This is a genomic window from Bacillus sp. PK6-026 (genome assembly GCF_054161455.1).
Genome location: NZ_CP096418.1, coordinates 4,347,158 through 4,370,689 on the forward strand (window position 1 = coordinate 4,347,158; position 23,532 = coordinate 4,370,689).

Annotated in this window: 27 protein-coding genes; 3 read left to right on the forward strand and 24 right to left on the reverse strand. The window is 44.7% G+C overall.

The genetic code is table 11. The features are described 5' to 3' along the window. Positions 1–13 precede the first annotated feature (13 nt). The 4 genes from rplI to M1D59_RS22050 all read right to left on the reverse strand — a co-directional run bounded on the left by rplI (position 14) and on the right by M1D59_RS22050 (position 3,764). A complete protein-coding gene (gene rplI, locus M1D59_RS22035) occupies positions 14–463 on the reverse strand; it encodes a 50S ribosomal protein L9 (RefSeq protein ID WP_020453633.1) in 450 nt (149 codons plus the stop codon). After that, on the reverse strand, positions 460–2,442 hold the full coding sequence (locus tag M1D59_RS22040; RefSeq protein ID WP_020453634.1) for a DHH family phosphoesterase: 1,983 nt from the start codon (positions 2,440–2,442) through the stop codon (positions 460–462). Before M1D59_RS22040 ends, rplI begins: the two co-directional genes overlap by 4 nt. A gap of 35 nt (positions 2,443–2,477) precedes the next feature. After that, positions 2,478–3,407, reverse strand: coding sequence for a YybS family protein (locus M1D59_RS22045; protein WP_020453635.1), 930 nt, complete (start codon positions 3,405–3,407; stop codon positions 2,478–2,480). A 216-nt stretch (positions 3,408–3,623) separates the two neighbouring features. After that, on the reverse strand, positions 3,624–3,764 hold the full coding sequence (locus M1D59_RS22050; protein ID WP_020453636.1) for a hypothetical protein: 141 nt from the start codon (positions 3,762–3,764) through the stop codon (positions 3,624–3,626). A gap of 159 nt (positions 3,765–3,923) precedes the next feature. Here M1D59_RS22050 and M1D59_RS22055 point away from each other — a divergent pair, with 159 nt between their 5' ends. Further along, a complete protein-coding gene (locus M1D59_RS22055) occupies positions 3,924–4,400 on the forward strand; it encodes a spore coat protein (protein WP_023856805.1) in 477 nt (158 codons plus the stop codon). Positions 4,401–4,442: 42 nt separating this feature from the next. Here M1D59_RS22055 and M1D59_RS22060 read toward each other — a convergent pair whose 3' ends face one another. Both M1D59_RS22060 and M1D59_RS22065 read right to left on the reverse strand, forming a co-directional pair. Next, positions 4,443–4,862 (reverse strand): universal stress protein, encoded by a 420-nt coding sequence (locus M1D59_RS22060; protein ID WP_020453638.1) that lies wholly within the window; start codon positions 4,860–4,862, stop codon positions 4,443–4,445. 17 nt (positions 4,863–4,879) lie between these two features. After that, complete coding sequence (locus M1D59_RS22065; protein ID WP_020453639.1) at positions 4,880–6,346, reverse strand: SulP family inorganic anion transporter; 1,467 nt, start codon at positions 6,344–6,346, stop codon at positions 4,880–4,882. Positions 6,347–6,560: 214 nt separating this feature from the next. On the opposite strand from M1D59_RS22065, the gene M1D59_RS22070 reads away from it, so the two are divergent. Next, positions 6,561–7,862, forward strand: coding sequence for an MFS transporter (locus M1D59_RS22070; RefSeq protein ID WP_023856804.1), 1,302 nt, complete (start codon positions 6,561–6,563; stop codon positions 7,860–7,862). 77 nt (positions 7,863–7,939) lie between these two features. Here the strand turns inward: M1D59_RS22070 and rpsR are convergent, their stop codons facing one another. The 6 genes from rpsR to M1D59_RS22100 all read right to left on the reverse strand — a co-directional run bounded on the left by rpsR (position 7,940) and on the right by M1D59_RS22100 (position 11,780). Then, positions 7,940–8,179, reverse strand: coding sequence for a 30S ribosomal protein S18 (gene rpsR, locus M1D59_RS22075; protein WP_003178022.1), 240 nt, complete (start codon positions 8,177–8,179; stop codon positions 7,940–7,942). 51 nt (positions 8,180–8,230) lie between these two features. Then, positions 8,231–8,743, reverse strand: coding sequence for a single-stranded DNA-binding protein SsbA (ssbA, locus tag M1D59_RS22080; RefSeq protein WP_003178024.1), 513 nt, complete (start codon positions 8,741–8,743; stop codon positions 8,231–8,233). A 46-nt stretch (positions 8,744–8,789) separates the two neighbouring features. Beyond that, complete coding sequence (gene rpsF, locus M1D59_RS22085) at positions 8,790–9,077, reverse strand: 30S ribosomal protein S6 (RefSeq protein WP_020453642.1); 288 nt, start codon at positions 9,075–9,077, stop codon at positions 8,790–8,792. Positions 9,078–9,190: 113 nt separating this feature from the next. After that, positions 9,191–10,291, reverse strand: a complete 1,101-nt coding sequence (gene ychF / locus M1D59_RS22090) for a redox-regulated ATPase YchF (protein WP_026580414.1) — start codon at positions 10,289–10,291, stop codon at positions 9,191–9,193. Between the two features lie 181 nt (positions 10,292–10,472). Next, entirely contained in the window at positions 10,473–10,679 is a 207-nt protein-coding gene (locus M1D59_RS22095) for a DUF951 domain-containing protein (RefSeq protein WP_011201785.1), read from the reverse strand. An 87-nt stretch (positions 10,680–10,766) separates the two neighbouring features. Beyond that, positions 10,767–11,780 (reverse strand): YkvI family membrane protein, encoded by a 1,014-nt coding sequence (locus M1D59_RS22100; protein WP_023856802.1) that lies wholly within the window; start codon positions 11,778–11,780, stop codon positions 10,767–10,769. Between the two features lie 303 nt (positions 11,781–12,083). Between M1D59_RS22100 and yyaC the strand changes: the two genes are divergently transcribed. Beyond that, complete coding sequence (gene yyaC, locus M1D59_RS22105) at positions 12,084–12,701, forward strand: spore protease YyaC (protein WP_020453645.1); 618 nt, start codon at positions 12,084–12,086, stop codon at positions 12,699–12,701. A 36-nt stretch (positions 12,702–12,737) separates the two neighbouring features. Here the strand turns inward: yyaC and M1D59_RS22110 are convergent, their stop codons facing one another. From M1D59_RS22110 to rpmH, 12 genes are all read right to left on the reverse strand, one after another. Next, the gene (locus tag M1D59_RS22110; RefSeq protein ID WP_020453646.1) at positions 12,738–13,586 is read right to left on the reverse strand and encodes a ParB/RepB/Spo0J family partition protein; all 849 of its coding nucleotides are present in this window, start codon (positions 13,584–13,586) and stop codon (positions 12,738–12,740) included. Beyond that, complete coding sequence (gene soj / locus M1D59_RS22115) at positions 13,579–14,340, reverse strand: sporulation initiation inhibitor protein Soj (protein ID WP_020453647.1); 762 nt, start codon at positions 14,338–14,340, stop codon at positions 13,579–13,581. Before soj ends, M1D59_RS22110 begins: the two co-directional genes overlap by 8 nt. A 242-nt stretch (positions 14,341–14,582) precedes the next feature. Further along, complete coding sequence (locus tag M1D59_RS22120) at positions 14,583–15,026, reverse strand: carboxymuconolactone decarboxylase family protein (protein WP_023856800.1); 444 nt, start codon at positions 15,024–15,026, stop codon at positions 14,583–14,585. A gap of 66 nt (positions 15,027–15,092) precedes the next feature. Further along, complete coding sequence (locus M1D59_RS22125; RefSeq protein ID WP_458117702.1) at positions 15,093–15,950, reverse strand: RNA polymerase sigma-70 factor; 858 nt, start codon at positions 15,948–15,950, stop codon at positions 15,093–15,095. Positions 15,951–16,005: 55 nt separating this feature from the next. Next, entirely contained in the window at positions 16,006–16,857 is an 852-nt protein-coding gene (noc, locus tag M1D59_RS22130; protein WP_023856799.1) for a nucleoid occlusion protein, read from the reverse strand. Positions 16,858–16,954: 97 nt separating this feature from the next. Next, positions 16,955–17,674, reverse strand: a complete 720-nt coding sequence (gene rsmG / locus M1D59_RS22135; RefSeq protein WP_020453651.1) for a 16S rRNA (guanine(527)-N(7))-methyltransferase RsmG — start codon at positions 17,672–17,674, stop codon at positions 16,955–16,957. 13 nt (positions 17,675–17,687) lie between these two features. Further along, on the reverse strand, positions 17,688–19,574 hold the full coding sequence (gene mnmG, locus M1D59_RS22140; protein ID WP_020453652.1) for a tRNA uridine-5-carboxymethylaminomethyl(34) synthesis enzyme MnmG: 1,887 nt from the start codon (positions 19,572–19,574) through the stop codon (positions 17,688–17,690). 16 nt (positions 19,575–19,590) lie between these two features. Next, on the reverse strand, positions 19,591–20,970 hold the full coding sequence (gene mnmE / locus M1D59_RS22145) for a tRNA uridine-5-carboxymethylaminomethyl(34) synthesis GTPase MnmE (protein ID WP_020453653.1): 1,380 nt from the start codon (positions 20,968–20,970) through the stop codon (positions 19,591–19,593). Between the two features lie 335 nt (positions 20,971–21,305). After that, a complete protein-coding gene (jag, locus tag M1D59_RS22150) occupies positions 21,306–21,929 on the reverse strand; it encodes an RNA-binding cell elongation regulator Jag/EloR (protein ID WP_003178050.1) in 624 nt (207 codons plus the stop codon). Next, the gene (gene spoIIIJ / locus M1D59_RS22155) at positions 21,926–22,726 is read right to left on the reverse strand and encodes a YidC family membrane integrase SpoIIIJ (protein WP_095291183.1); all 801 of its coding nucleotides are present in this window, start codon (positions 22,724–22,726) and stop codon (positions 21,926–21,928) included. Before spoIIIJ ends, jag begins: the two co-directional genes overlap by 4 nt. Before the next feature lie 165 nt (positions 22,727–22,891). Beyond that, positions 22,892–23,251: a ribonuclease P protein component gene (gene rnpA, locus M1D59_RS22160; RefSeq protein WP_020453656.1), complete on the reverse strand. Its 360-nt coding sequence runs from the start codon at positions 23,249–23,251 to the stop codon at positions 22,892–22,894. A gap of 84 nt (positions 23,252–23,335) precedes the next feature. Then, on the reverse strand, positions 23,336–23,470 hold the full coding sequence (gene rpmH / locus M1D59_RS22165) for a 50S ribosomal protein L34 (RefSeq protein WP_003178075.1): 135 nt from the start codon (positions 23,468–23,470) through the stop codon (positions 23,336–23,338). Positions 23,471–23,532: the final 62 nt, after the last annotated feature.

Sequence of the window (23,532 nt, forward strand, 5' to 3'; positions counted from 1 at the left end):
GGGCTTTGTTATTTTATGATTGCTCTTTCACGTGAACTTTCAGTGTTGCTTGTACTTCTGGATGGAGTTTCACGGGAACATTTGTATATCCCAATGAGCGAATCGCATCGTTTAATTCGATTTTACGTTTGTCGATTTTTAACTGGTGGCTTTTTTGCAGCGCGTCCGCGATTTGTTTGCTTGTCACGGAGCCGAATAGACGGCCGCCTTCTCCGGACTTGGCTGAAAGTTCCACCGTGATGTCCTCAAGTTGTTTTTTCAGCTCTTTCGCATGTTTCAGTTCTTCAGCGGCTTCTTTCTTCTCTTTTTTCTTCTGGCCTTCAAGCGCGCTGATATTGGATGATGTCGCTTCAACAGCCAGCCCTTTTTTGATCAAAAAGTTGTGCGCGTATCCATCCGCTACATTTTTCACTTCGCCTTTTTTCCCTTTGCCTTTAACATCCTGTAAGAAAATTACCTTCATTTCTGAATGCCTCCTTCGAAATACTCGTCAATCGCTTCTTTCAGTCGGCGGAGCGTTTCTTCAACCGTGATATCGGTCAGCTGTGTCGCGGCATTGGTTAAATGACCGCCGCCCTCGAGCGCTTCCATGATGATTTGAACATTCACTTCGCCGAGCGATCTCGCACTGATGCATACCGTATTCTCGTCTCTTCTCGCCACAGCAAATGACGCTTCGACATCGCTCATGGACAGAAGAGAATCCGCGGCTTGCGCAATGATAACCTGGTCAAAATATTCGTCCGCCTCATCGTCCGGCAGCGATGCGATGGCGATGCCGTTTTGATAGAAAACGGTATGCTGAATCAGCTTCGCCCTTTTAATATAATGATCGGCGGTTTCTTTTAAAAACTTTTGCACCAATACGGTGTCAGCGCCTTTTGCCCGCAAATATGACGCCGCATCGAACGTACGGGAACCGGTGCGCAGCGAGAAGCTCTTCGTATCGACAATAATCCCGGCCAAAAGGGCTGTTGCTTCGATCATGTTAATTTTTAAACGCTTCGGCTGGTATTCGAGCAGCTCTGTCACAAGCTCCGCTGTAGATGAAGCGTACGGCTCCATATAGACGAGCAGCGGGTCTTTAATAAACTCTTCCCCTCTTCTATGATGATCGATAACGACGATATTTTCAATTTTATTGACCAGCCTTTCTTCAATGACAAAGGAAGGCTTATGTGTATCAACGATCACGAGCAGCGTGTCGTCTTTCGCAATCTCAAGCGCCTCTTCCGGCGTAATAAACCTGGACCACAGTTCTTCGTATTTTTTAATTTCCCCGATCAGTCTTTGAACGCTTGAACCGATCTGATTGGAGTCGATCACGACAAAACCGTCTTTGCCGTTTGCTTGAGCGACCTTCAAAATCCCGATGGCTGATCCGATCGAATCCATATCGGGAAACTTATGACCCATGATAATCACATTGCTGCTTTCAGAGACAATCTCCTTGAGGGCGTGTGAAATGACCCTGGCTCTGACGCGCGTCCGTTTTTCCATCGGATTCGTCTTACCGCCGTAAAACTTCACTTTCCCGTTCGGCTGCTTGATTGCCACCTGATCTCCTCCGCGTCCCAGAGCCAAGTCAAGGCTGGATTGCGCCAAGTCGCCGAGCTCTTTCAATGATGCAACAGATGCACCGATTCCGATGCTTAACGTCAAGGAGATCGTATGAACGGATGTCTTCTCCCGAACTTCATCAAGGATCGAAAACTTTGATGCTTCAAGCTCGCTTAATATGTGTTCGTTTAATACTCCGATAAACCGCTCAGAGGAAACCCGTTTTAAGAAAATGCCGTACTCTTGGGCCCACTGGTTCAAAAGCGATGTCACTTCACTGTTTATCGAGCTTCTTGTCTGGTCATCAAGCCCTTGTGTCACATCATCGTAATTATCGAGAAAGATGTAGGCAAGGACCGTTCTTTCATTTTCGTATTGTCTCTCAATCTGCGTCTGCTCTGTGACATCGAAGAAATAAAGCAGCTTTTCTTCCCGTTTGATAACCACATTAAATTTCCGCTCATTCAGCGTAATCGTTTCTGTGTCCACTTCCTGCTTAATCAAAGGGACGACAGATTCACAAGTATCATAAAGCGACCTGCCGACGAGCGTATTTTCATTAAAGCATGACGCCATAAAAGGATTGGCCCACTCGATATAGTACTGATCGTTAAACAGCATGATCCCGATCGGCATTTCGAGCAGCGCCTCTTCCCCGACTTTTTTCAGACGGTAAGACAGCGTCGATATATAATCGTCCAGCTCTTTTCTGATTTGGGAGTCCGCCCGTCTCAAAAAGTACAATATGACACCCAGAATCAGAACGCCGGCCGCTCCTGCCACCCAATTAAAATAAATGTTGATGAGGACAGAAATGATTGTGACGACGATTAAAGAATATATGGGGTATCGAAATAACGGTTTTTCATAAAAACTTGGCACTCAAATCAACTCCTCACCATTGGAGAACATCGTGGCTACGATTTTTTTACTCTTTCTCTCAAGTTAAAGCCTATGTCAATTATACCTAAGATGCGAACAAGGTACATCAGGGGCGAAAACAACCCGATAATTAAAAAAAGAACCGGCAGGACAGTTGGCAGTTTCTTGGCATGGCAAAAGTAAAACACAAATGAAAACCCTTGAATGATCAAGACAAAGCCCATGATGAGACTCGCATTTAGCAGAATGGAGTAATATATGCTGCCCTCTTCAACGGGAGCCAGCGACAGAAGAATCGTCAATAAATAGATCCAAATCATGCTTTGCGGAAGCCTCATATCCCTGAACGGTTTCAAAGACGGTATTTGGATGATGCGCCGAAGCACCGGCTTGGCGAGCAGGTGATTCAAAAACGCGGTGATTCCGGAAAATATCACAATGGCTGTCGGATATAAATATTGCGCCTGTTTGAATTGTTCATTCAGCAATTCGATCTGTTTAGCCGCTTCTTTATCATTTCCAAACTGTTTGATACTTGATTCAAAGGTTTTGATTGTTTCATTATATGCTTGATTGGCCGTCTCTATTAAGTTTAACCCGAGAAACTGAATGCTGATGAAAAGCAGCAGCACGATCGAAATCATGTATGTAACAGCTGATGCAGCAATCGCTTGGGCTGGCTCTTTTCTTCTGTAGAAAAAGCCCATGATCACACCCGCAGCACTTACTGGAATAGCAAACATCAGCCCGCCTAAGGAACCGGCAATCAACGAAACGGGTAAACTGACCAACCCTACCGAAATCCCGGGCTTTGGACCGTGCCTGATTGTTTGAACCATGGCAGGCAGCGGCAGCGTCAATAAAAGAATGGTTCCGATAAAAGGCATATAGAGGCTGATCATCAGCAAAACGGCAAAAATACTGACCATGATAGCGCCTTCTACTAAAGCTCTTGTTTGTTTCACTTGTTCACCTCGTATGTTTAAATGTCATGAATCAAAAAGAGCAGCATAGACGACTGCTCTTTTCTAACGCCGAAAATTTCATTTTCAAATAAAGACGATGAGATGAGCAGGTCTCGGCCTTCTCTCATTGTTTCTTTATTCTAACATAAGGTCAAATCGCAAGTAAAACGATCATAAGGCTTGAGAAAACGAGTAAATGTTCCATGTGAAACACTGTCAGTCGAGAAACCCCGACTTCTCTTTATTTTTCTTTCTCGCTTTTCTGATCAACAACAATATAATCAAAATTGCGATCAGAAGCGTCACGCGAAGCCCGCCGCTCAAGAATAGAAAAAAGTCCTTCAACACATCCAACACATTGATCACCTCTCATTGTTGTCACTTAGATGCAAAAATCCCGTATTATTTGATTTCCCCTTTCCAAAACGGTCTAAAACGTCCCTCCGATTCTTCTATTAACCTTTTGACTGCAATGGGCATATGCTGACTAAGAAAAAGCAATAAAGGAGAATCTGCATGACAACAAAAACATTGGCTTGGCATGAAACGATGGAGTTGCATGAACTGATCGCGGCCCAGTCTGTCGGATTGGTCAAGATCAAAAAAAGCATGAAAAAAATCAGCGATCCTCAGTTAAGACAGCTTTACAGTGTTTCAGCGAAGGCATTGGAGCAAAATTTAAGGGAGCTTCTTCCCTTTTTGCCAAAAACCCCGGCATTTCATCGGGAGGAAGAACGGGCCGACCTGTATTTTGATGCGGGTGATCTGTTGGTATTGGCGAAAACGACCGTTCGAAACTATGCGATTGCGATCACGGAAACGGCGACGCCTGAACTCAGGAGAGTGTTTGTTAAACAAATCAATGCGGCTATTAAATTGCATGAGCAAATTTTTTATTTTATGTACCAAAAAGGCTTATATCCCGCCTATAATCTCGTTGACCTGCTAAAAGGCGACGCCATGCACGCGCAAAAAGCGATATCGATGAGATAAAAAAGCCAGCAAGGATAGGATCCTTACTGGCTCTGTTTTAGGCTATTTTACAATTAAAACCGGACACTTCACTCTTTTCGCCACTTTATGGCTGACACTTCCCAGCACCATTTCCTGCAAAGTGTTCAGCCCCCTGCTTCCGATAATCACGATATCAACATCATGATGGTTGGCGTACGATACTATCGTCGGGCCCGGCTCCCCGTGCTGCATCGTCATTTGATAGGGAACGGCCGATTGTTTTAATTTATTTTCTATCGACAGCAGCCTGCTGCGCCGTTCACGTTCGAGTTCTGCACGGTTTTCGCTATGCAGAACTTCATGTTTTGCTTTCGCATAATCCAATACATAAATAACGTCAACGACCGCCTGCTTTGACATGGAAGCCAAATGAATCGCATGATCGGCCGCTCTTTCAGAATGCTTTGAGCCGTCAGCAGCCAGCAATATATTTCTATACACCCTTCATCACCCGTTTCTTAGTGATTTGACACTGAACGATGAGGCTGATCATAAGTTGCCAGTTTTTCGACCAGCTTCCAGCTGGACTCATTTAAACCAATTAAGTCAACGTCTATTCCCTGATCTTTCATTTTCAAAACGACTTTATCGATAGCCGCCACAGCGGAATCATCCCATATATGGGCCTCTGAAAAATCAAGAATAACCTTTTTCGTTTGCTCATCCGTTTTAAAAGACTTTACGAAATCTTGAACAGATGCAAAGAAAACTTGTCCTTTGATGATGTACTTGATCGCATGTTCTTCTGACGTTTCTTCAATCTTCAATTTAGAAATTTTCGCCACGAAGAAGATCGCGCTCAAAATAACACCGGCGAAAACCCCTTTTGATAAATCGTGGGTCGCCACAACGGTAATAACGGTCACAAGCATGACAATGGAATCCGTTAGCGGCACCTTTCTTAACATGCTGAACGAAGACCAGTCAAACGTACCGATCGATACCATAATCATCACACCGGCTAAGGCCGCCATCGGAATCTGTACGACCCAGTCGCCCAGCACCATGATCAAAAACATTAAGAAAACGCCGGCAACCAAAGTGGACAAGCGGCCTCTTCCTCCTGATTTCACATTGATCACAGACTGGCCGATCATCGCGCATCCCGCCATGCCTCCGAAAAACCCGGCGACAATGTTGGCGATGCCCTGTCCGCGGCTTTCCTTGTTTTTATCGCTTTCCGTATCCGTCATATCATCAACAATAGAAGAGGTTAATAATGACTCAAGCAAGCCGACGATGGAAAGCGCAAAGGCTGTTGGAAAAATAATGGCCAACGTCTCAAAATTGAAAGGAATATTGGGGATCATAAAAGCAGGCAATGATTGCTTTATTTCTCCCAAATCACCGACAGTGCGCAAATCAAAATGGCCAAAAATAGCAAATGCAGTCATCGCAATAATAGCAACAAGTGCAGATGGAACGGCTTTTGTAAAGCGGGGAAGAACATAGATAATCAACAACGTAATCCCGACCACAACATACGTCATATTCGAAACTCCAACAAAATGAGGAACCTGCGCCATAAAGATTAAAATGGCGAGCGCATTTACGAAACCTACCATAACCGACCGCGGAATAAATTTCATAAAGCGCGCAATCTTCAGCACCCCAAATATCAATTGGATGATTCCCGTTAAAATCGTAGCAGCAAATAAATAATCAAGCCCGTGATCCCTGACCAAAGATCCCATCAAAAGAGCCATCGCCCCGGTCGCGGCTGATATCATCGCCGGACGGCCGCCCGTAAAGGAAATGACAACAGCAATACAAAAAGATGCGTACAAACCGACCATCGGGTCTACACCCGCAATGATGGAAAACGCTATGGCTTCAGGAATGAGAGCAAGCGCTACGACGATACCCGAAAGGATATCCCCCCGTACATTAGAAAACCATTCGCTATTTAATTGTTTAACATTCAAAGATTCAACACCTCGTTCGTAATCATTTGCTTCTAACTCTCATAGAAGCCATCTGTTTTTAACATGTTTCACTTTAGCAGACCTGTATCAAAATGTCTATATGGTTTTTTTTCCGCGGCCGTTTACTCCCCGCAATCCCGTGGAAATGAACACGAAGAAATTAAGAATGTAATTTTGAAAAGAGTCCAATCTAATCATTAGAGGAGGTTTCAATATGGCGCAAGAGCTGGAAAAACGACCGGGGCATACAAGATGGTATATTTCTTCTTTATTAAGCAGCATGATCATTTTAAATTACTTTGACCGTGTTGCTATTTCAGTCGCGGCTCCTGCGATACAGGATTCCTTTCAATTGACGGCAACCCAATTAGGCATTGTCTTTTCTATCTATACCTATTCATACACGCTGATGCAGATTCCGGTCGGGAGTCTCTTGGACAAGTACGGCGTTGCCTGGGTAACAAGGGTCGGAATGACCGTATGGAGTTTTCTAACCATTATATTGGCTTTTTTACAGGGGAAATTGCTTCTTTATATTGTCAGATTTTTAATCGGGCTGACGAGTGCTTCAGCATTTCCTGCCGCTTCCAAAGCCACGGCCTTATGGTTTCCGCAAAATGAGCGCGGTCTTGCCAATTCCCTGTTCGACTCAGCGGCCAAGTTCGCAAATGTCATCGGTGCGCCTCTCGTTGCCTTTTTAGTCACGACATTTGACTGGCGAGCCGCTTTTTTAACGATTGGAATCATCAATGTACTATTTACCGTATTTTTCTGGATGTACTATGAACAACCCGATCGGCACAAACGAATCTCAAAAGAGGAGCTCCATTACATTCAAAAGCATAATGCCGTATCAGAGGAAGACATCTCGGAACGGACGCTCATTGCTTTAAAAGCAATGCTTGCAAACCGCAAAGCATGGGGGCTGATGATCGGATTCACGGGTTATGGCTATACATTCAACCTGCTCTTAACCTGGCTCCCGACTTTCTTTAAAGAAACATACGGAATGGATATTATGTCATCGGGGCTGTTTACTGCGGTTCCCTGGCTGATATCGACGATTTCCGGAATCGTTGTGGGCGGATGGCTCGTCGATTTTTTAATTCAAAAGGGGCATTCGAATACAAAAGTATACCAGACCATCATCGCAATCGGCATGAGCCTTGGATTTGCCTTTTTGGGAGCTGTCTTCACGCACAACATCACGATCGCGATCATCTGCATTTCCGTCGGCTTAGCCGGAATATCTGCGACTGCGCCCGTTGGCTGGTCGATATCAGCTGATATTGCACCGGCTGGTTCCATCTCTCTGCTTAGCTCAATGGTCAATTTGGCAAATAACTTATTCGGAGGGATTATCGCGGTTTCTTTAACGGGTTATCTGGTCGATGTGACCGGTTCATTTACGCTCAGCTTTCTAGTAGCCGGGTTTGTTTTACTGCTTGGACTCGTGTTCTACCTTGCAGTCCTCGGCGACATCAAACGGATACAGATTGACAAGCAGGAAACCTGAATGCTGCAGGAAACGACCCGGTTTTTGATGAATAAAAAAAGAACAAGACCGTATTGGGTCTTGTTCCTTTTATCGGCTTACTCGCCTGCTACGTATGGAAGTAAAGCCATTTGACGAGCGCGTTTGATTGCAACAGTCAATTTACGTTGGTATTTCGCGCTTGTTCCTGTTACACGGCGTGGTAAGATTTTACCGCGCTCAGAGATAAATTTTCTAAGAAGATCTACATCTTTGTAGTCGATGTGCGTAATGCCGTTAGAAGTGAAATAACACACTTTACGGCGTTTCGCACGACCGCCTCTGCGTCCTCCTGCCATCGTTATTTCCCTCCTTTCTATTCTGGTTTTGTTTTATTCGTCCGTCATCCATTAAAATGGCAAGTCGTCATCAGAGATGTCAATCGGCTTTCCATCGTTTGCGAATGGATCGTCATTGAAGCTGTTGCCTTGATTGCGATTCTGATTGTTTTGACTGCCGCCGAATGGAGCCGGTTCATTCTGTCCGCCGCCAAAGTGTTGGCCTCCCTGGCCTCCGCTGTAACCGCCTGAACCAGAACCGCCGCCTTTAGGCTCCAGAAATTGAACACTTTCAGCTTGAACTTCCGTAACGTATACACGCTGTCCTTGCTGATTTTCATAGCTGCGCGTTTGCAAACGTCCATCTACACCCGCAAGACTTCCCTTTTTAAGGAAATTCGCAACGTTTTCGGCTTGTCTTCTCCAGACAACACAGTTGATGAAATCAGCTTCACGTTCACCCTGCTGATTCGTAAACGTACGATTGACAGCAAGCGTAAAGGTGGCAACAGCTGCACCGCTTGGAGTATAACGAAGCTCTGGGTCCTTTGTCAGTCTGCCGACTAAAACAACTCGGTTAAGCATATTGAGAGACCATCCTTTTGCTTTAGAGTATATAATTCAATTCTGTTTATTCTTCTTCTTTAACCACGATGTGGCGAATGATGTCATCACTGATTTTAGCTAAACGGTCAAATTCTTGAACTGCTTCAGCTCCAGCTTGAACGTTTAAGATTTGGTAGAATCCGTCGCGGAAATCGTTGATTTCGTACGCAAGACGGCGTTTTCCCCAATCTTTTGTTTCAGTGACCTCCGCACCGTTAGTTGTTAAAATGTTGTTAAAACGCTCAACAACAGCCTTTTTAGACTCTTCATCAACGTCTGGGCGGATGATGTACATGATTTCGTACTTTCTCATTTGTATTTGCACCTCCTTTTGGACTAAGCGGCCCATTATATTGGGCAAGGAGCAATAATCCTATTACTCACAATTTTATATTATATCAAAGCTCTTGTCCTATTTCAACCGCGTTATACATTAAAACGGAAATGAATGACATCGCCGTCTTTCACAATGTATTCTTTCCCTTCAAGGCGGACTTTTCCGGCCTCTTTTGCTGAGGCCATGCTTCCCGCCTCCAGCAGATCGTCGTAAGCAACCGTTTCCGCACGGATAAATCCGCGTTCAAAGTCTGTATGGATGATGCCCGCACATTCAGGGGCTTTCATTCCTTTTTTAAATGTCCAGGCTCTGACTTCCTGTTCTCCCGCTGTAAAATAAGTGGCTAGTCCAAGGAGGGAGTAAGACGCTTTAATCAGCTGATCCAGACCGGATTCTTCGATGCCGAGTTCTTCAAGGAACATCGCCTTCTCTTCGCCTTCAAGCTCTGCGATTTCGGACTCAATTTTGGCGCAGACGACGATGACTTCCGCGTTTTCAGCAGCAGCAAATTCCCGGACCTTCTGGACGTACTCGTTTCCTGAAGGATCAGCCACTTCATCCTCGCTGACATTCGCTACATATAAGACAGGTTTTGTCGTCAGCAGATGAAGCTGCTTCAACACCTTTTGCTGCTCTTCCGAGAACTCGACAGAACGGGCCGGCTTTTCCTGTTCAAATGCCTCTTTTAACTTTGTCAAAATCTCAAATTCAAACACGGCTTCTTTGTCTTTTTGCTTGGCCATCTTTCCGACCCGGCCGATCCGCTTCTCAACGGTTTCAAGGTCAGCCAGTATCAGCTCAAGGTTGATCGTCTCGATATCCGAAATCGGGTCTACTTTCCCGGACACGTGCGTGATATTGTCGTCGGCAAAACAGCGGACAACATGGCAGATTGCGTCCACTTGGCGGATGTGGGACAGGAACTTGTTTCCGAGCCCTTCTCCTTTTGATGCTCCTTTTACAATGCCGGCGATATCGGTGAATTCAAATGCGGTAGGGACCGTCTTCTTCGGATTGACGAGTTCTGTCAGCTTTTGCAGACGCTCATCAGGAACCTCTACGATTCCGACGTTTGGATCAATCGTACAAAACGGGTAGTTGGCCGATTCTGCCCCGGCCTGAGTAATTGCATTAAATAAGGTTGATTTCCCAACGTTAGGCAAACCAACAATCCCAGCTGTTAAAGCCATTGTTTCATCTCCTCTATAATGAACATCCATGTGTAGTCGTAAATGTTAAACCTGCAACAATTATAAGGATGATTACAGTAAAAGACAAGCTGACAAAACTTGCTTTTCACTCATACAAACTAGGTGAAAATTCATTTTTCGTTGAGATCGAAAAAAAAAGCATGAGGGGGGTCCGCTAAGATTAAGATTCGGACTCCTCATGCTTAACTAATATCTTTTTCAGCTTTCTTTGAAACTCTTTACGCGGGATCATGACACTGTGTGAACAGCCTTCGCACTTAATCCGGATATCCATTCCCATCCGAATGATCTTCCAGCGGTTCGTCCCGCAAGGATGCGGCTTTTTCATTTCGACCACGTCATTCAGGCCAAATTCTTTATCGGCCAACATCTTTCACCTCTTTGCTTCCTTGTTGTGATCTTATTGTACAAAAAACCACAGCGAAAGAGCAATTCTTCATAACCATAAATATATTTATTTCCATTTACTTAAAATTGGATAAAGTAAAATATTTACCAATAAATACAAATTTAATAACCCGTAAATTGGATATAAAAAAGCGATTAAATTTGAAAAGCCGATTGATGTAAAAGGCACCATGATCGACAGGAGCAGGAGGACGATTACCCATCTCGGCCAGTTCACAAGTGACAGAAAGCGGCTGGACAGCCCGAGAATGCTTGAGATCGTCGTTGTGTAGATCGCGACGCAAAGAACAGCCGTCATAAAAATAAAAATCGGAAAAGGCGCGCCCTCCAAAACCGCGAATAAAGGAATTTCATAATGGGCCAGTTCACCGGCAAGCTCTACAAGGGTCTCATTGTACATGTATGAAATAGCGCCAAACACCAGGCCGCTTAATATGCTGGCAATCTTCGCTTCTCCGACTCCCTTCATCTCTTTGCCGACCGCAGACAATACAGCGACAACAGATAATATGTTCAGCGAAGTGAATGCGATCCCGGCAGGCCAGTTGTATTGATGAGTCAAATTGAGCAGCCACGGCTGATGATGAGCGGTTTGAAAAGAAATCAGCGCATACAACAGCCCAGCCACCAAAATCGGGATTAAGTAGCTGTTAACGGACAATATGCCATTAAGCCCCCAGAAAAACAACAACCCTGTGCATAAACAAAATAAGATGACGCCCGTCCAAAACGGGATATGGAAGATTTGCAGCGTTACCCCGCCTCCTGCAATCATCACAATCGTCGTCGTAAACAAATACAGGATAATCAACACATCGTATACTTTAGCCAGCAGCGGACCGATTAATGTTTCGAGCACAGGCAGAAAATGCTCTGATTTTTGTTCGTAGCTGATCTTCATCACAATATAGGTTGACAGGCTGAACATGATCGTAAACAACAGGATAGCCAGTCCGCTTTCATCACCAAAAAACTGCCATATTTCCTGGCCGGACGCATATCCCGCACCTATTAAGCTTCCTAAAATAAGAAGCATCCACTTCATCCCGGCTCTCCACACGATTTGCTCACCCCAGCAATATAGTTTTTAAGCTTGTTTCTCCGCTCATGACACTATATTGCCGGTCCTCTATAAAAATTCATGAAACCCCTTTCGACTTTTCTCATTCAAATGAATTAATTATATCAATATAATAAAGTGAATTATCATATCTTCTTTTAGTAAAGTATTTTTTTCGGCTGACCAAATCGTTTCATCCAAAGCATAAAAAAAGAGACAGCTGGATATACTGTAAACAACCATTCATACTCGAAAAATACACCAAGGCACTGCTGTTACCATGATGACAAGGATGTGAAGCCTATGAATCGAAAAGGCGGAATTTTTTCTCAAGAACCAATAAATGAATATATTTCTCATTCGGATCCGCTAGCTGTGAAACAAATAGAGAAAGTTCTTTCCGTCTATTTAAAGGAAGCCGAAGACCGGCCCATCGTGATCGTTTGCATCGGTACAGACCGCTCCACCGGAGATTCGCTCGGTCCCCTCGTAGGAATGAAACTCTCCGCAAAACAGCTGACACGTTTTCATGTCTATGGAACACTTGCCGACCCGGTTCACGCCGTAAACTTAAATGAAAAGATTGATCATATTCATCAGCAGCATCAAAATCCATTTATAATCGCGATCGATGCCTGTCTTGGACGAACCAAAAGCGTGGGATCTTTTCAAATCGGCAAAGGACCTTTGAAGCCGGGAGCAGGCGTTCAGAAAAGCTTGCCTGAAGTCGGCCACGTGCATATTAACGGAATTGTCAATGTCAGCGGCTTTATGGAGTATTTTGTCCTGCAAAATACAAGGCTCAACCTTGTCATGAGCATGGCAAATGTGCTTGCTGACGGGTTGTCGCATCTGGAGAAAGCCGGGTGGCAGCGACGCCATGTGTCACCAATTCAAAAAATGACCGGAAGGATGTCATAAAAAAACCATCTGTACATGATCAGATGGTTTTTAAGCTTATGCGTCTTCTTGGGCCAGCAATTCGAGAATACGCTCCAAGTCTTCATTTGAGTAAAATTCGATTTCGATTCTGCCTTTTTTCTTTTGCTTTTTAATGGTCACCGGTGTTCCAAAATAGTTTCGCAAGTACGACTCTCGTTCTTTGATTACTGCATCTTTTACTTGTTTCGGCTTCTTTGTTTCACGTGGAACATCAGCATTCAACTGTTGAATTAACTTTTCAAGCTGGCGAACGTTCAGCTGTTCGGACACGACCTTTTGAACAAGCGGCTCAAGCTTTTTCTTGTTTTTCAATCCAAGCAATGTTCGGCCATGGCCCATCGATAACGTGCCGTTGTCGATTAACTTTTGAACGTCTTCAGGTAGTGTCAGCAGCCGTAAGTGGTTGGCGATGTGAGGCCTGCTTTTTCCAAGCCTTTTTGCCAGCTGTTCCTGGGTCATATCGAGATGTTTGAGCAAAGATTCATAGGCTTTTGCTTCTTCAAGCGGAGACAGGTCTTCTCGTTGAAGATTTTCCAATAGGGCAATCTCCATCATCAGGGATTCCGACAGCTCGCGCACAATCGCAGGAATGGTTTCCAATCCGGCTTTTTCAGCAGCCCGGTAGCGGCGTTCTCCGGCTACAATATCATAGCCTTTAATTGACTTTCTGACGATGATGGGCTGCAAAACACCGTGTTGCAAAATGGACTCCTTCAAATCTTTTAACGATTGGTCATCAAACGTTTTTCTTGGCTGATAAGGGTTGGGCCGCAAGTCTTGCAGCTTAATTTCCTCAACCGTTTCTTCGGATAAATCAACATTTGAAAACAATGCATTAATCCCTTTTCCGAGACCTTTAGGCATTCGCAGCCACTTCCTTTGCTAATTCTAAATAGACTTCCGCTCCTCTGGAACGCGGATCATATAAAATGATCGGCTTTCCATGGCTCGGCGCTTCACTGAGCCGGACATTCCGTGGGATAACGGTTTGGTATACTTTATCGCGGAAGTACTTTTTCACTTCTTCGATGACCTGTATGCCTAAATTCGTTCTTGCATCAAGCATTGTCAGCAATACACCGTCTATCATCAGATCCGTATTTAAATGTTTTTGTACGAGCCGGACAGAGTTGAGCAGCTGGCTCAGCCCTTCCAGCGCATAATATTCGCACTGAACCGGAATCACGACGGAATCGGACGCCGTAAGCGCATTGATTGTAAGCAGCCCTAATGACGGCGGACAGTCAATAATCATGAAATCATAGTTTTGTTTAACAGATTCCAAAGCCCTTTTCAGCCGGACTTCACGGGAAATGGTCGGAACGAGTTCAATTTCCGCCCCCGCAAGCTGAATCGTTGCAGGAATGACATCCAAGTTTTCTACGGATGTTGTTTTGATGACATCTTTTACATCTGCATCATCTACTAATATATCGTACACACATTGATCAACATCAGCCTTTTCAACGCCGATACCGCTTGTTGCGTTTCCTTGCGGGTCTATGTCGACTAACAAAACCCTTTTCCCGATGTAAGCTAAACAAGCTCCCAGGTTAACAGAGGTTGTCGTTTTACCAACGCCACCTTTTTGGTTTGTGATCGCAATAATTTTCCCCACAATGTCACCTACTTTCACATTGAACAAGTTTCTCTCATTTCTCTATTTTAACAAAAAAAGAATCGGCCGTTTGCTTTTTTTGAATTTTTGTTTTTTCAAAGAGATCCGTTTTTTCTATTTTTCGACATAAAGAAACCATTTTTTTATCTCAGAAAAAAGAGAAGAGATATTCAAGTGAAATGAAAGATAGTTTTATTATTATATTAATATAAAAAAATCCCCCTGTCTTAGGGGGATTTCAATCAATCTGCTGCGGGCATTTTCCGGGTAGCGATGGCAATTCTGTTCCAGGCATTTATTGTGATGGCTGCCATGATCAGTTCGGCTGTTTCAGCTTCTGTAAAATGGGTCCTGACTTCGTTGTATACTTCATCCGGCAGCCCGTGCTCGCCGATTCGCGTAACGGCTTCAGTCAGCGCCAATACCGCCCGCTCTTTTTCCGTGAAAAAAGGCGCTTCCCGCCATGCATTGAGCGCATATATCCGCTGTTCCGTCTCACCGTTCTGCCTTGCATCTTTCGTATGCATATTTAAGCAGAAAGCACATCCATTCAGCTGTGAAGCCCGGATTTTGATCAGTTCCTTTAAAATGGGATCAATGTTTGAGGAAGCCTGCGCTTTTTCAAGCTCCAGCATTCCTCTGTAGCCCTTAGGGTTTACTTTTTCCATTAGAAATCTCGTTTCCATGTCTATTCCTCCTTTAAGTGTTTCACTTATATAACAAGTGAGGAACGACGTTTGTGACAGAAAACGTTATATTTTAATGTTCTTCAGTTTATCGGGGTTTGACACGATAAACACATTTTTGACGGAATAGCCTTCCGGGTTCCAAGCAAAGCAAACAGCGTAAGCCGGACGGTTGTTTTTCATGATCAAAACGCCCTTTTGGCCATTGATATCGACAGGCATAAAGCGACCGGAAAAGCTTCCCTTTGAAACAACTCCCGTAAAAAAAGCATAAATGCGGCTCTTTCCATAGATCGGTCTCAACGCGCTGCGTACTTTTCCGCCGCCATCTGTATACAATACGGCATCTTCAATCAATGTTTTGGAAAACTCCTCAAAGTCACCGGTTTTCGCTGATTCGATAAAAAGCCGGGCCAGTTGCTGTTCTTCGACCGGCTGTGATAATACCGAAATATCCCCATTTAGCTTCTGTTTCAGCCGGCTGTGGATTTTACGGCAGTTCGCTTCAGACTTCCCGATTATGGACGATATTTCCTTATAGTGATATCCAAATACTTCTCTAAACAACAAAACGGCTCTTTCCACAGGATTTAATCGGCTCATAACTACCAGAAAAGCGTAGGAAACCTTTTCTTTTTCTTCAACGTATTCCGCCGGACTTTGAGCTGAAAGTGCCACCTGCGGTTCCGGAAGCCATTCCCCGATATATACCTCTCGATTCTTGCGGGCAGACTGCAGTTCATTTATGCAGCGGTTTGTAATAGATTTCGTCAAATATGCTTGAATATGGTCAATTTGACTGATATCTTTTTCCTGTAGGTCTGCGAACAATTCCTGGACGATGTCCTCTGCATCTTGCAAAGAACCGAGCATACGGTAAGCAATTGAAAAAAGCAATGAATGATATTGTCGATAATATTCCATAGATGCTCCCCCATAGATATTTTGCCTAAAAAAATAAAAGCTCTATAGGGAGCTTTTATTTCGGTATCTTGATCGTAAACTGAATATATTCTTCAAATTCCTCTTCTTCCGTATTCAGTTTGACGCCGCTGTCTTCCACCATTGATAAGGACTGGCGAATCGTATTCATCGCGATTCTTGCGTCTCTGCTGTACGCTTTTCTCTTTGGTTTCGGCTTGCGTTTATCCTGCTCAAGCATTTTGACGACACGGTCTTCGGTTTGCTTTACATTTAAATTCTTTTCAATGACTTCATGTAACAGCTTGACCTGAAGGTCGGGCTGTTTCAACGGTATGAGCGCTCTTGCGTGGCGCTCTGAAATTTCTTTTTTCAAGATCGCTTCCTGCACCTCTTCCGGAAGCTTCAACAGTCTGAGCTTATTGGCGATTGTTGACTGGCCCTTTCCAAGCCTTTGTGCAAGGGCTTCCTGCGTCAAATCGTGAAGCTCTAAAAGCCTTGCATAAGCATGCGCTTCTTCAATCGAAGATAATTCTTCCCTCTGAAGGTTTTCGATAAGAGCGACGGAAGCGGTCTCCGTATCTGAAAAATCCTTAATAATAGCGGGAACCTTCTCCCAATCGAGCGTTTGAACCGCCCGCCAGCGCCGCTCTCCGGCTATGAGTTCATATTGGCCTTCCCGCTCTGTTTTTCTGACGACAATCGGCTGGATAATGCCGTGTGTATGAATGGTTGCAGCTAATTCTTTAATTTTTTCTTCTGAGAAAATGGTGCGCGGCTGAAAACGGTTAGGAATTATATCGCCTACTGGAATCTCTTGAATTTCTTCTTTATTCGTATCATGTTCAGCAATCTCTGCTTCTTCTTCCTTGTCGCCAAGTCCGAAGAGACGAGAGAATGAATGCTTCATGTACCTACACCACCTTTAAACACTGCCATTTTTATAATTCTATTTTCTCATGAATTTTCCTTCTGTGACATCACGAAATTTGAAGAAAACGAATAATTTAACCTTCTATAGGAGATTTATTAGGTGTTCCAGGCTTTCTTGGAAATTTCTTCGGTGTCTGCGATTGTTTTTTGATGACAATGATGTTTCTGTCGCTTTCTTCAATTGGCAGCTGAAAAGAATGTACGGTTTCAATTTTGCCTCCAAGCATTTTGATGGCTTTTTTGCCCGTTTCAATTTCTTCATCAGCCGAAGCTGCTTTTAATGCTACGAATAAACCGTCTTTTTTCACAAGCGGAAGGCAGAGCTCGCTGAGAACCGAAAGGCGGGCGACAGCGCGTGCCGTCACGACGTCATAGCTTTCCCTGTGGTCTTTCGATCTTCCGAATGTTTCCGCGCGATCATGGTAAAAAGCTGTGTTTTCCAGCTTCAAAGCATCTGACAGCTGATTCAAAAAGTGAATCCGTTTGTTCAGCGAGTCAACGATTGTGACGTGAAGGTGAGGAAAACAGATTTTTATCGGAAGGCTTGGAAATCCGGCGCCCGCTCCAACATCACAGAGACTGTTCATCTTTTTGAAATCAACATAAAAAGAAGCGGCAATGGAGTCGTAAAAATGTTTTAAATACACTTCTTTTTTCTCGGTAATCGAGGTTAAATTCATTTTTTCGTTCCATTCAACAAGCCATTCGTAATAGGTCTCAAATTGCTCCAGCTGGAAGGAAGAGAGGGAGATGCCTTTCTCCTCCAAACCGGCTGTAAATTGCTCAATGTTCATGCCGTCACCCTTTCTATTCCGCAACCTTGGCAATCCGTCCCTGCTCTAAGTAAACGAGTAGAATGGAAATATCAGCAGGATTGACGCCGGAAATCCGTGAGGCCTGTGCGACCGACAGCGGTCTGACCTCTTTCAATTTTTGGCGCGCTTCCGTTGCAATGCCTTTGATCGCGTCATAGTCGATTCTGTCAGGAATCTTTTTGTTTTCCATTTTCTTTAGTTTTTCGACCTGCTGCAAGGACTTTTCAATATATCCTTCATATTTAATTTGAATTTCAACTTGTTCAGCAACGTCGCCGGCGACTTTTTGTTCAGGCGGCGCAAGAGCAGTAACGGTTTCATAATTCATTTCCGGCCGCTTCATCAGGTCGGTCGCGCGTATGCCGTCTTTGAGCTCACTGCCGCCCAATGAACGGATATATTCCTGATTTTCCTTTGTCGGTTTGATAATAACAGAATGAAGGCGTTTTTTCTCTGCTTCAATGGCCGCTTTTTTCTCTTGGAACTTTTGATATCGTTCTTCAGAAATCAAACCGATCTGATAGCCGATCTCGGTCAGGCGCAAGTCTGCATTGTCGTGACGCAGAAGGAGCCTGTACTCCGCACGTGAAGTCAGCAGGCGGTACGGTTCGTTTGTTCCTTTCGTTACAAGGTCGTCGATCAATACGCCGATATAAGCGTCAGAACGGCTGAGAATGACCTCTTCTTTGCCAAGCGCTTTCCGGCCCGCATTGATGCCGGCCATAATTCCCTGTCCGGCCGCTTCTTCATAGCCTGATGTTCCGTTAATCTGTCCGGCTGTGAAGAGTCCCGGAATTTTTTTCGTTTCCAGTGTCGGCCACAGCTGTGTCGGTACGATCGCATCATATTCAATCGCGTATCCTGCCCGCATCATTTGCACATTTTCAAGACCGGGAATAGTTGAAAGCATTTTTCGCTGCACATCTTCAGGAAGGCTTGTCGACAATCCCTGGACATAGACTTCCTGGGTGTTGCGCCCTTCAGGTTCAAGAAAGATCTGGTGTCTCGGTTTGTCGTTAAAGCGGACAACCTTGTCTTCAATTGAAGGACAATATCTTGGCCCCGTTCCTTTAATCATACCGGAATACATCGGTGAGCGATGCAGATTGTTGTCAATGATTTCATGCGTTTCCGGGCTTGTATATGTGAGCCAGCACGGAAGCTGATCTGTAATATATTCCACTGTCTCATACGAAAAGGCCCGCGGCACTTCATCGCCGGGCTGAATTTCCGTTTTGCTGTAGTCAATTGAGTGGCTGTTGACCCGCGGCGGCGTCCCTGTTTTAAAACGGACGAGATCAAAGCCGAGCTCATCAAGATGCTCAGACAGCTTGATGGACGGCTGCTGATTGTTCGGCCCGCTGGAGTATGACAGATCGCCAAGAATAATTTTTCCTCTCAAAAATGTCCCCGTCGTCAGAACCACAGTCTTAGAACGGTACTCCGCCCCTGTTTGGGTTACAACGCCCCGGCATTCCCCGTCTTCAATAAGAAGGCGTTCGACCATTCCTTGCAGCATGGTCAAATTCGGTTCATTCTCAAGTGTCTTTTTCATCTCGTGCTGATATTGGAATTTGTCAGCCTGAGCCCGCAGCGCCCGGACGGCAGGTCCTTTTCCAGTATTTAAAAGCCTCATTTGGATATGAGTTTTATCGATATTTTTAGCCATTTCCCCGCCGAGCGCATCGATTTCGCGGACGACGATTCCTTTTGCAGGTCCGCCGACAGACGGGTTACATGGCATGAAAGCAACCATATCAAGGTTAATCGTTAAGACAAGCGTTTTTGCGCCTTGTCTGGCTGACGCCAGCGCCGCTTCAACACCGGCGTGTCCGGCGCCGACGACAACGACGTCATATTGGCCTGCTTCATAGCCCATATGCTTTGTTCCTCCTTTATTTTCCTAAGCAAAATTGAGAGAAGAGCTGGTCGATCAGGCTTTCGTGTACAGCATCGCCAATGATCTCTCCGAGAACTTCCCAGCATCTTGTTAAATCAATTTGAACCATATCGATCGGGACATCGTTTTCGATGCCCTCCAATGCGTCAGTAATGGCGCGCTTCGCCTCATGCAGCAGTGAGATGTGCCTTGTATTGCTGACATATGTCAAGTCGCCGCTCTCGATCGTTCCTGTGAAAAATAGCGATTGAATGGCTTCCTCCAGCTCATCAATCCCTTCCTCTTTCAATAAGGATGTCGTGACGACAGGCTGGTTCCCCGCCAATTCCCGAACGCGATCAAGATCAAGTCTTTGCTCAAGATCGGTCTTATTGACGATGACGATGATGTCCATGCCCTTCGTTGCTTCAAAGAGCTTGATGTCTTCTTCCGAAAGGGTCTCACTGTAATTGAGGACAAGCAAAATCAAGTCAGCTTCTTTTAATACCTGTCTTGAACGTTCAACGCCGATTCGCTCGACGATGTCTTCGGTCTCGCGGATCCCAGCTGTATCGACAAGACGCAGCGGCACGCCTCTGACATTCACATATTCTTCAATGACATCCCGCGTCGTACCCGGAATGTCCGTTACAATCGCTTTTGTCTCATGGACGAGACTGTTTAAAAGCGAGGACTTGCCGACATTTGGCCGCCCGATGATAACAGTCGAGATGCCTTCTCTTAATATTTTACCCTGCTCTGAAGTCGTCAGCAGCGCCTCGATTTCCTTTTTGACCTTTGTCGCCTTTTCAATCAGCATCTTATGGGTCATTTCTTCGACATCATCGTATTCCGGATAGTCTATATTCACTTCAACATGGGCCAACGTTTCAAGAATCTCGGCTCTCAACCGTTTGATCAGTGAAGACAGCCTTCCTTCCATCTGATTCATGGCCACATTCATAGCGCGGTCTGTTTTGGCCCTGATGAGATCCATGACAGCTTCAGCCTGGGAAAGATCGATTCTTCCGTTCAAAAAGGCTCTTTTCGTAAATTCCCCCGGTTCCGCAAGGCGCGCTCCCTCTCTCAAAACGAGCTGAAGCACCTGGTTGACGGTTACAATTCCGCCGTGGCAGTTGATTTCTACAATATCTTCCCGCGTAAAAGTTTTCGGCGCTTTCAGTACCGAAACCATGACTTCTTCCACGACTTTTTCCGTTTCAGGATCAACGATATGACCGTAGTTAATCGTATGTGAATCGACGGAACTCAGCCTTTTCCCACGAGGTCCTTTATATACTTTATCGGCGATCGCAAGAGCCTCAGGGCCGCTCATCCGGACGATCGCAATCGCCCCTTCTCCCATCGGCGTTGAAATCGCAGCGATGGTATCCATGGCTTTCACCTCTCTTTTTCATTCCTCTATCTATTATCCCCATTTGTCCGGGTCATCTTCCAAACATCGTATATGGATGAAAAACTTTTATTGTAATCAAAATTTAAAGATATCATAGTTTCAATTGAAGTGGAAGTGACTTGAACCGTTATCCACAACCGTTCTAAGCCATCATTACTTACTTTAACTTATCCACATGTGAATAACAATTAAATTTCATTTTCATCAACAGCTTACACCGAAAAAACTAAAGCTTAAACCGATTTGGTCTGCATTTATCGATTTTGCAACGGCAAAAAACCGAAGCCCCAATTTTGGGAACTTCGGTTTTCATGTTATTTTTTATATGAGATGACAAGGTGCCGGTTATGGTCTTCTCCGGTAGAATAAGTTTCGATATGCTGCGAGTAGCCCGCAAGCGTATCATGGATGACTTTGCGCTCACTGGAAGGCATCGGCTCCAGGTGAATGTCTTTTTTCTGCCTGGCCGCCTGGTCAGCAAGCTTCAATGCAAGCTGAGCGAGTGTTTCCTTCCGCTTTGCGCGGTATCCCTCGGCGTCAACCACCGCTTGGATATATCTGTCGGAATGACGATTGAGCACGAGCTGCGTCAGCGTTTCAAGGGCATTTAAAGTTTGTCCTCTTTTTCCAATTAAAAGGGCTGTTTTATCGCCTTTTAACTGAAAAACCACTCGTTTTGACTCCTCTTCTGCCGTCACCTGGGCTTGTATTCCCATATTCGAAATCACATTTTCCAAATACTGTTTTGCTTCTTTAACCGGGTCTATTTTTTCCCGAATGTTCACGACTGCAGACCGATGACCGAAAATGCCGAATAATCCCTTTTTTCCTTCATCAACTACGTCGACTTCGACATCATCTGCATGAAGGCCCAGCTGTTCAAGCCCGGATTGCACTGCTTCATCGACGGTACGTCCAGTAGCAGTCAGTTCCTTCACTTTTTCTTACCTCCGGATTTTTTTCCTCCGGCTGCCGCTTCCTGCCTCTCTGCCTTTAAATCAGGCCCTTTGATAAAGAAGGTTTGAGCAATCATGAATAAGTTACCGACTACCCAGTACAGGGAAAGAGCCGCCGGGAAACTGACCGCAAATACAACGATCATGATCGGCATCAGCCAAAGCATCATCGCCATCTGCGGATTTTGTTGCGCTGTTCCCGCCATCATCAGCTTTTGCTGAATGAATGTGAACACACCGGCGAGAATCGGCAAAATGAAATACGGATCACGCTCCCCAAGGTCAAACCATAAAAAGCTGTGTTCTGCGATTTCCCGCGTTCTCATAATGGCATGATAGAATCCGATTAAAATCGGCATTTGAATTAAGATCGGGAAACATCCGGCAAGCGGGTTAACCCCGTGCTTCTGCATGAGAGCCATCGTTTCCTGTTGAAGCTTCTGCTGCGTTTTTTGATCTTTAGAACTGTATTTTTCGCGAAGTTTTTGCATTTCAGGCTGGAGAGCCTGCATCGCTTTCGAACTCTTCGTCTGCTTGATCATCAGCGGCAAAATTAAAAGTCTGATTAAGATCGTGACGATGATAATCGCGAGTCCGAAGTTTTCATTCGTTAAATTTGCTACATACGTGATCAGCTGTGACAGCGGGTATACGATATACGTGTTCCAAAACCCTTCGCTTTCTGCAGTGATCGGCTGGTTGATTTCCGTACATCCAGCTAACAGCACGATAACGCCGATCATACTGAACAATAATAAAATTCGCCTCTTCAACAATATTTCCTCCTAAATCTTCATTCTTCAACCGGTGTTATTCGGTTATGACCATTAAAAAGACATACTTTCTCGTATTTTATCATCTTTCTCCCCGAATGGGCGACGACATTTTTCAGGAGCTAAAGGAAGCGCTTAAAAATGAGGGCCATAACATCTTTTTAACCCGGACTATGATGGCTGATTCGGTTTTTTCCGGTAGACAAACGACTTTCTGAAAAGGTGCTGCAAACTTTTTTTCGTCTCTTCATATGACAATTCAGCTGCAGGCTTTCTTGCGATGATAATGTAGTCATTTTCTTGTTTTAATAGATCCCGCTCTTCCTGGATGACCTGGCGAATCAGCCGCTTTACCCGGTTGCGCACGACTGCGTTTCCGATTTTCTTGCTGACCGACAGTCCCACCCGAAACTCTTTCGCCTCAGGCTGGTGAAGCACATATAAAACATATTGCCGGTTTGCCATCGATTTGCCTTTTTTAAATACTTTTTGAAAATCTTCATTTTTCTTTAATCGATTTCGCTTTTTCATATCTTCTTTCACTCCGATAACAAGCTGGCAAATGGGCCTGGTCATTCCTCTATGTAAAAAAGACCACTGACATTATTCAGTGGCCTAAGCTGATAATACTTTTCTTCCTTTGCGGCGACGACGTGCTAATACAAGACGTCCATTTTTAGAACTCATACGGCTGCGAAAGCCATGAACTTTGCTGCGCTTACGGTTATTTGGTTGAAATGTTCTTTTCATGTATGACACCTCCCTCGAGGAATAGCTGTTAAAGACAGTCTAATTTATTATATTGGGATGAG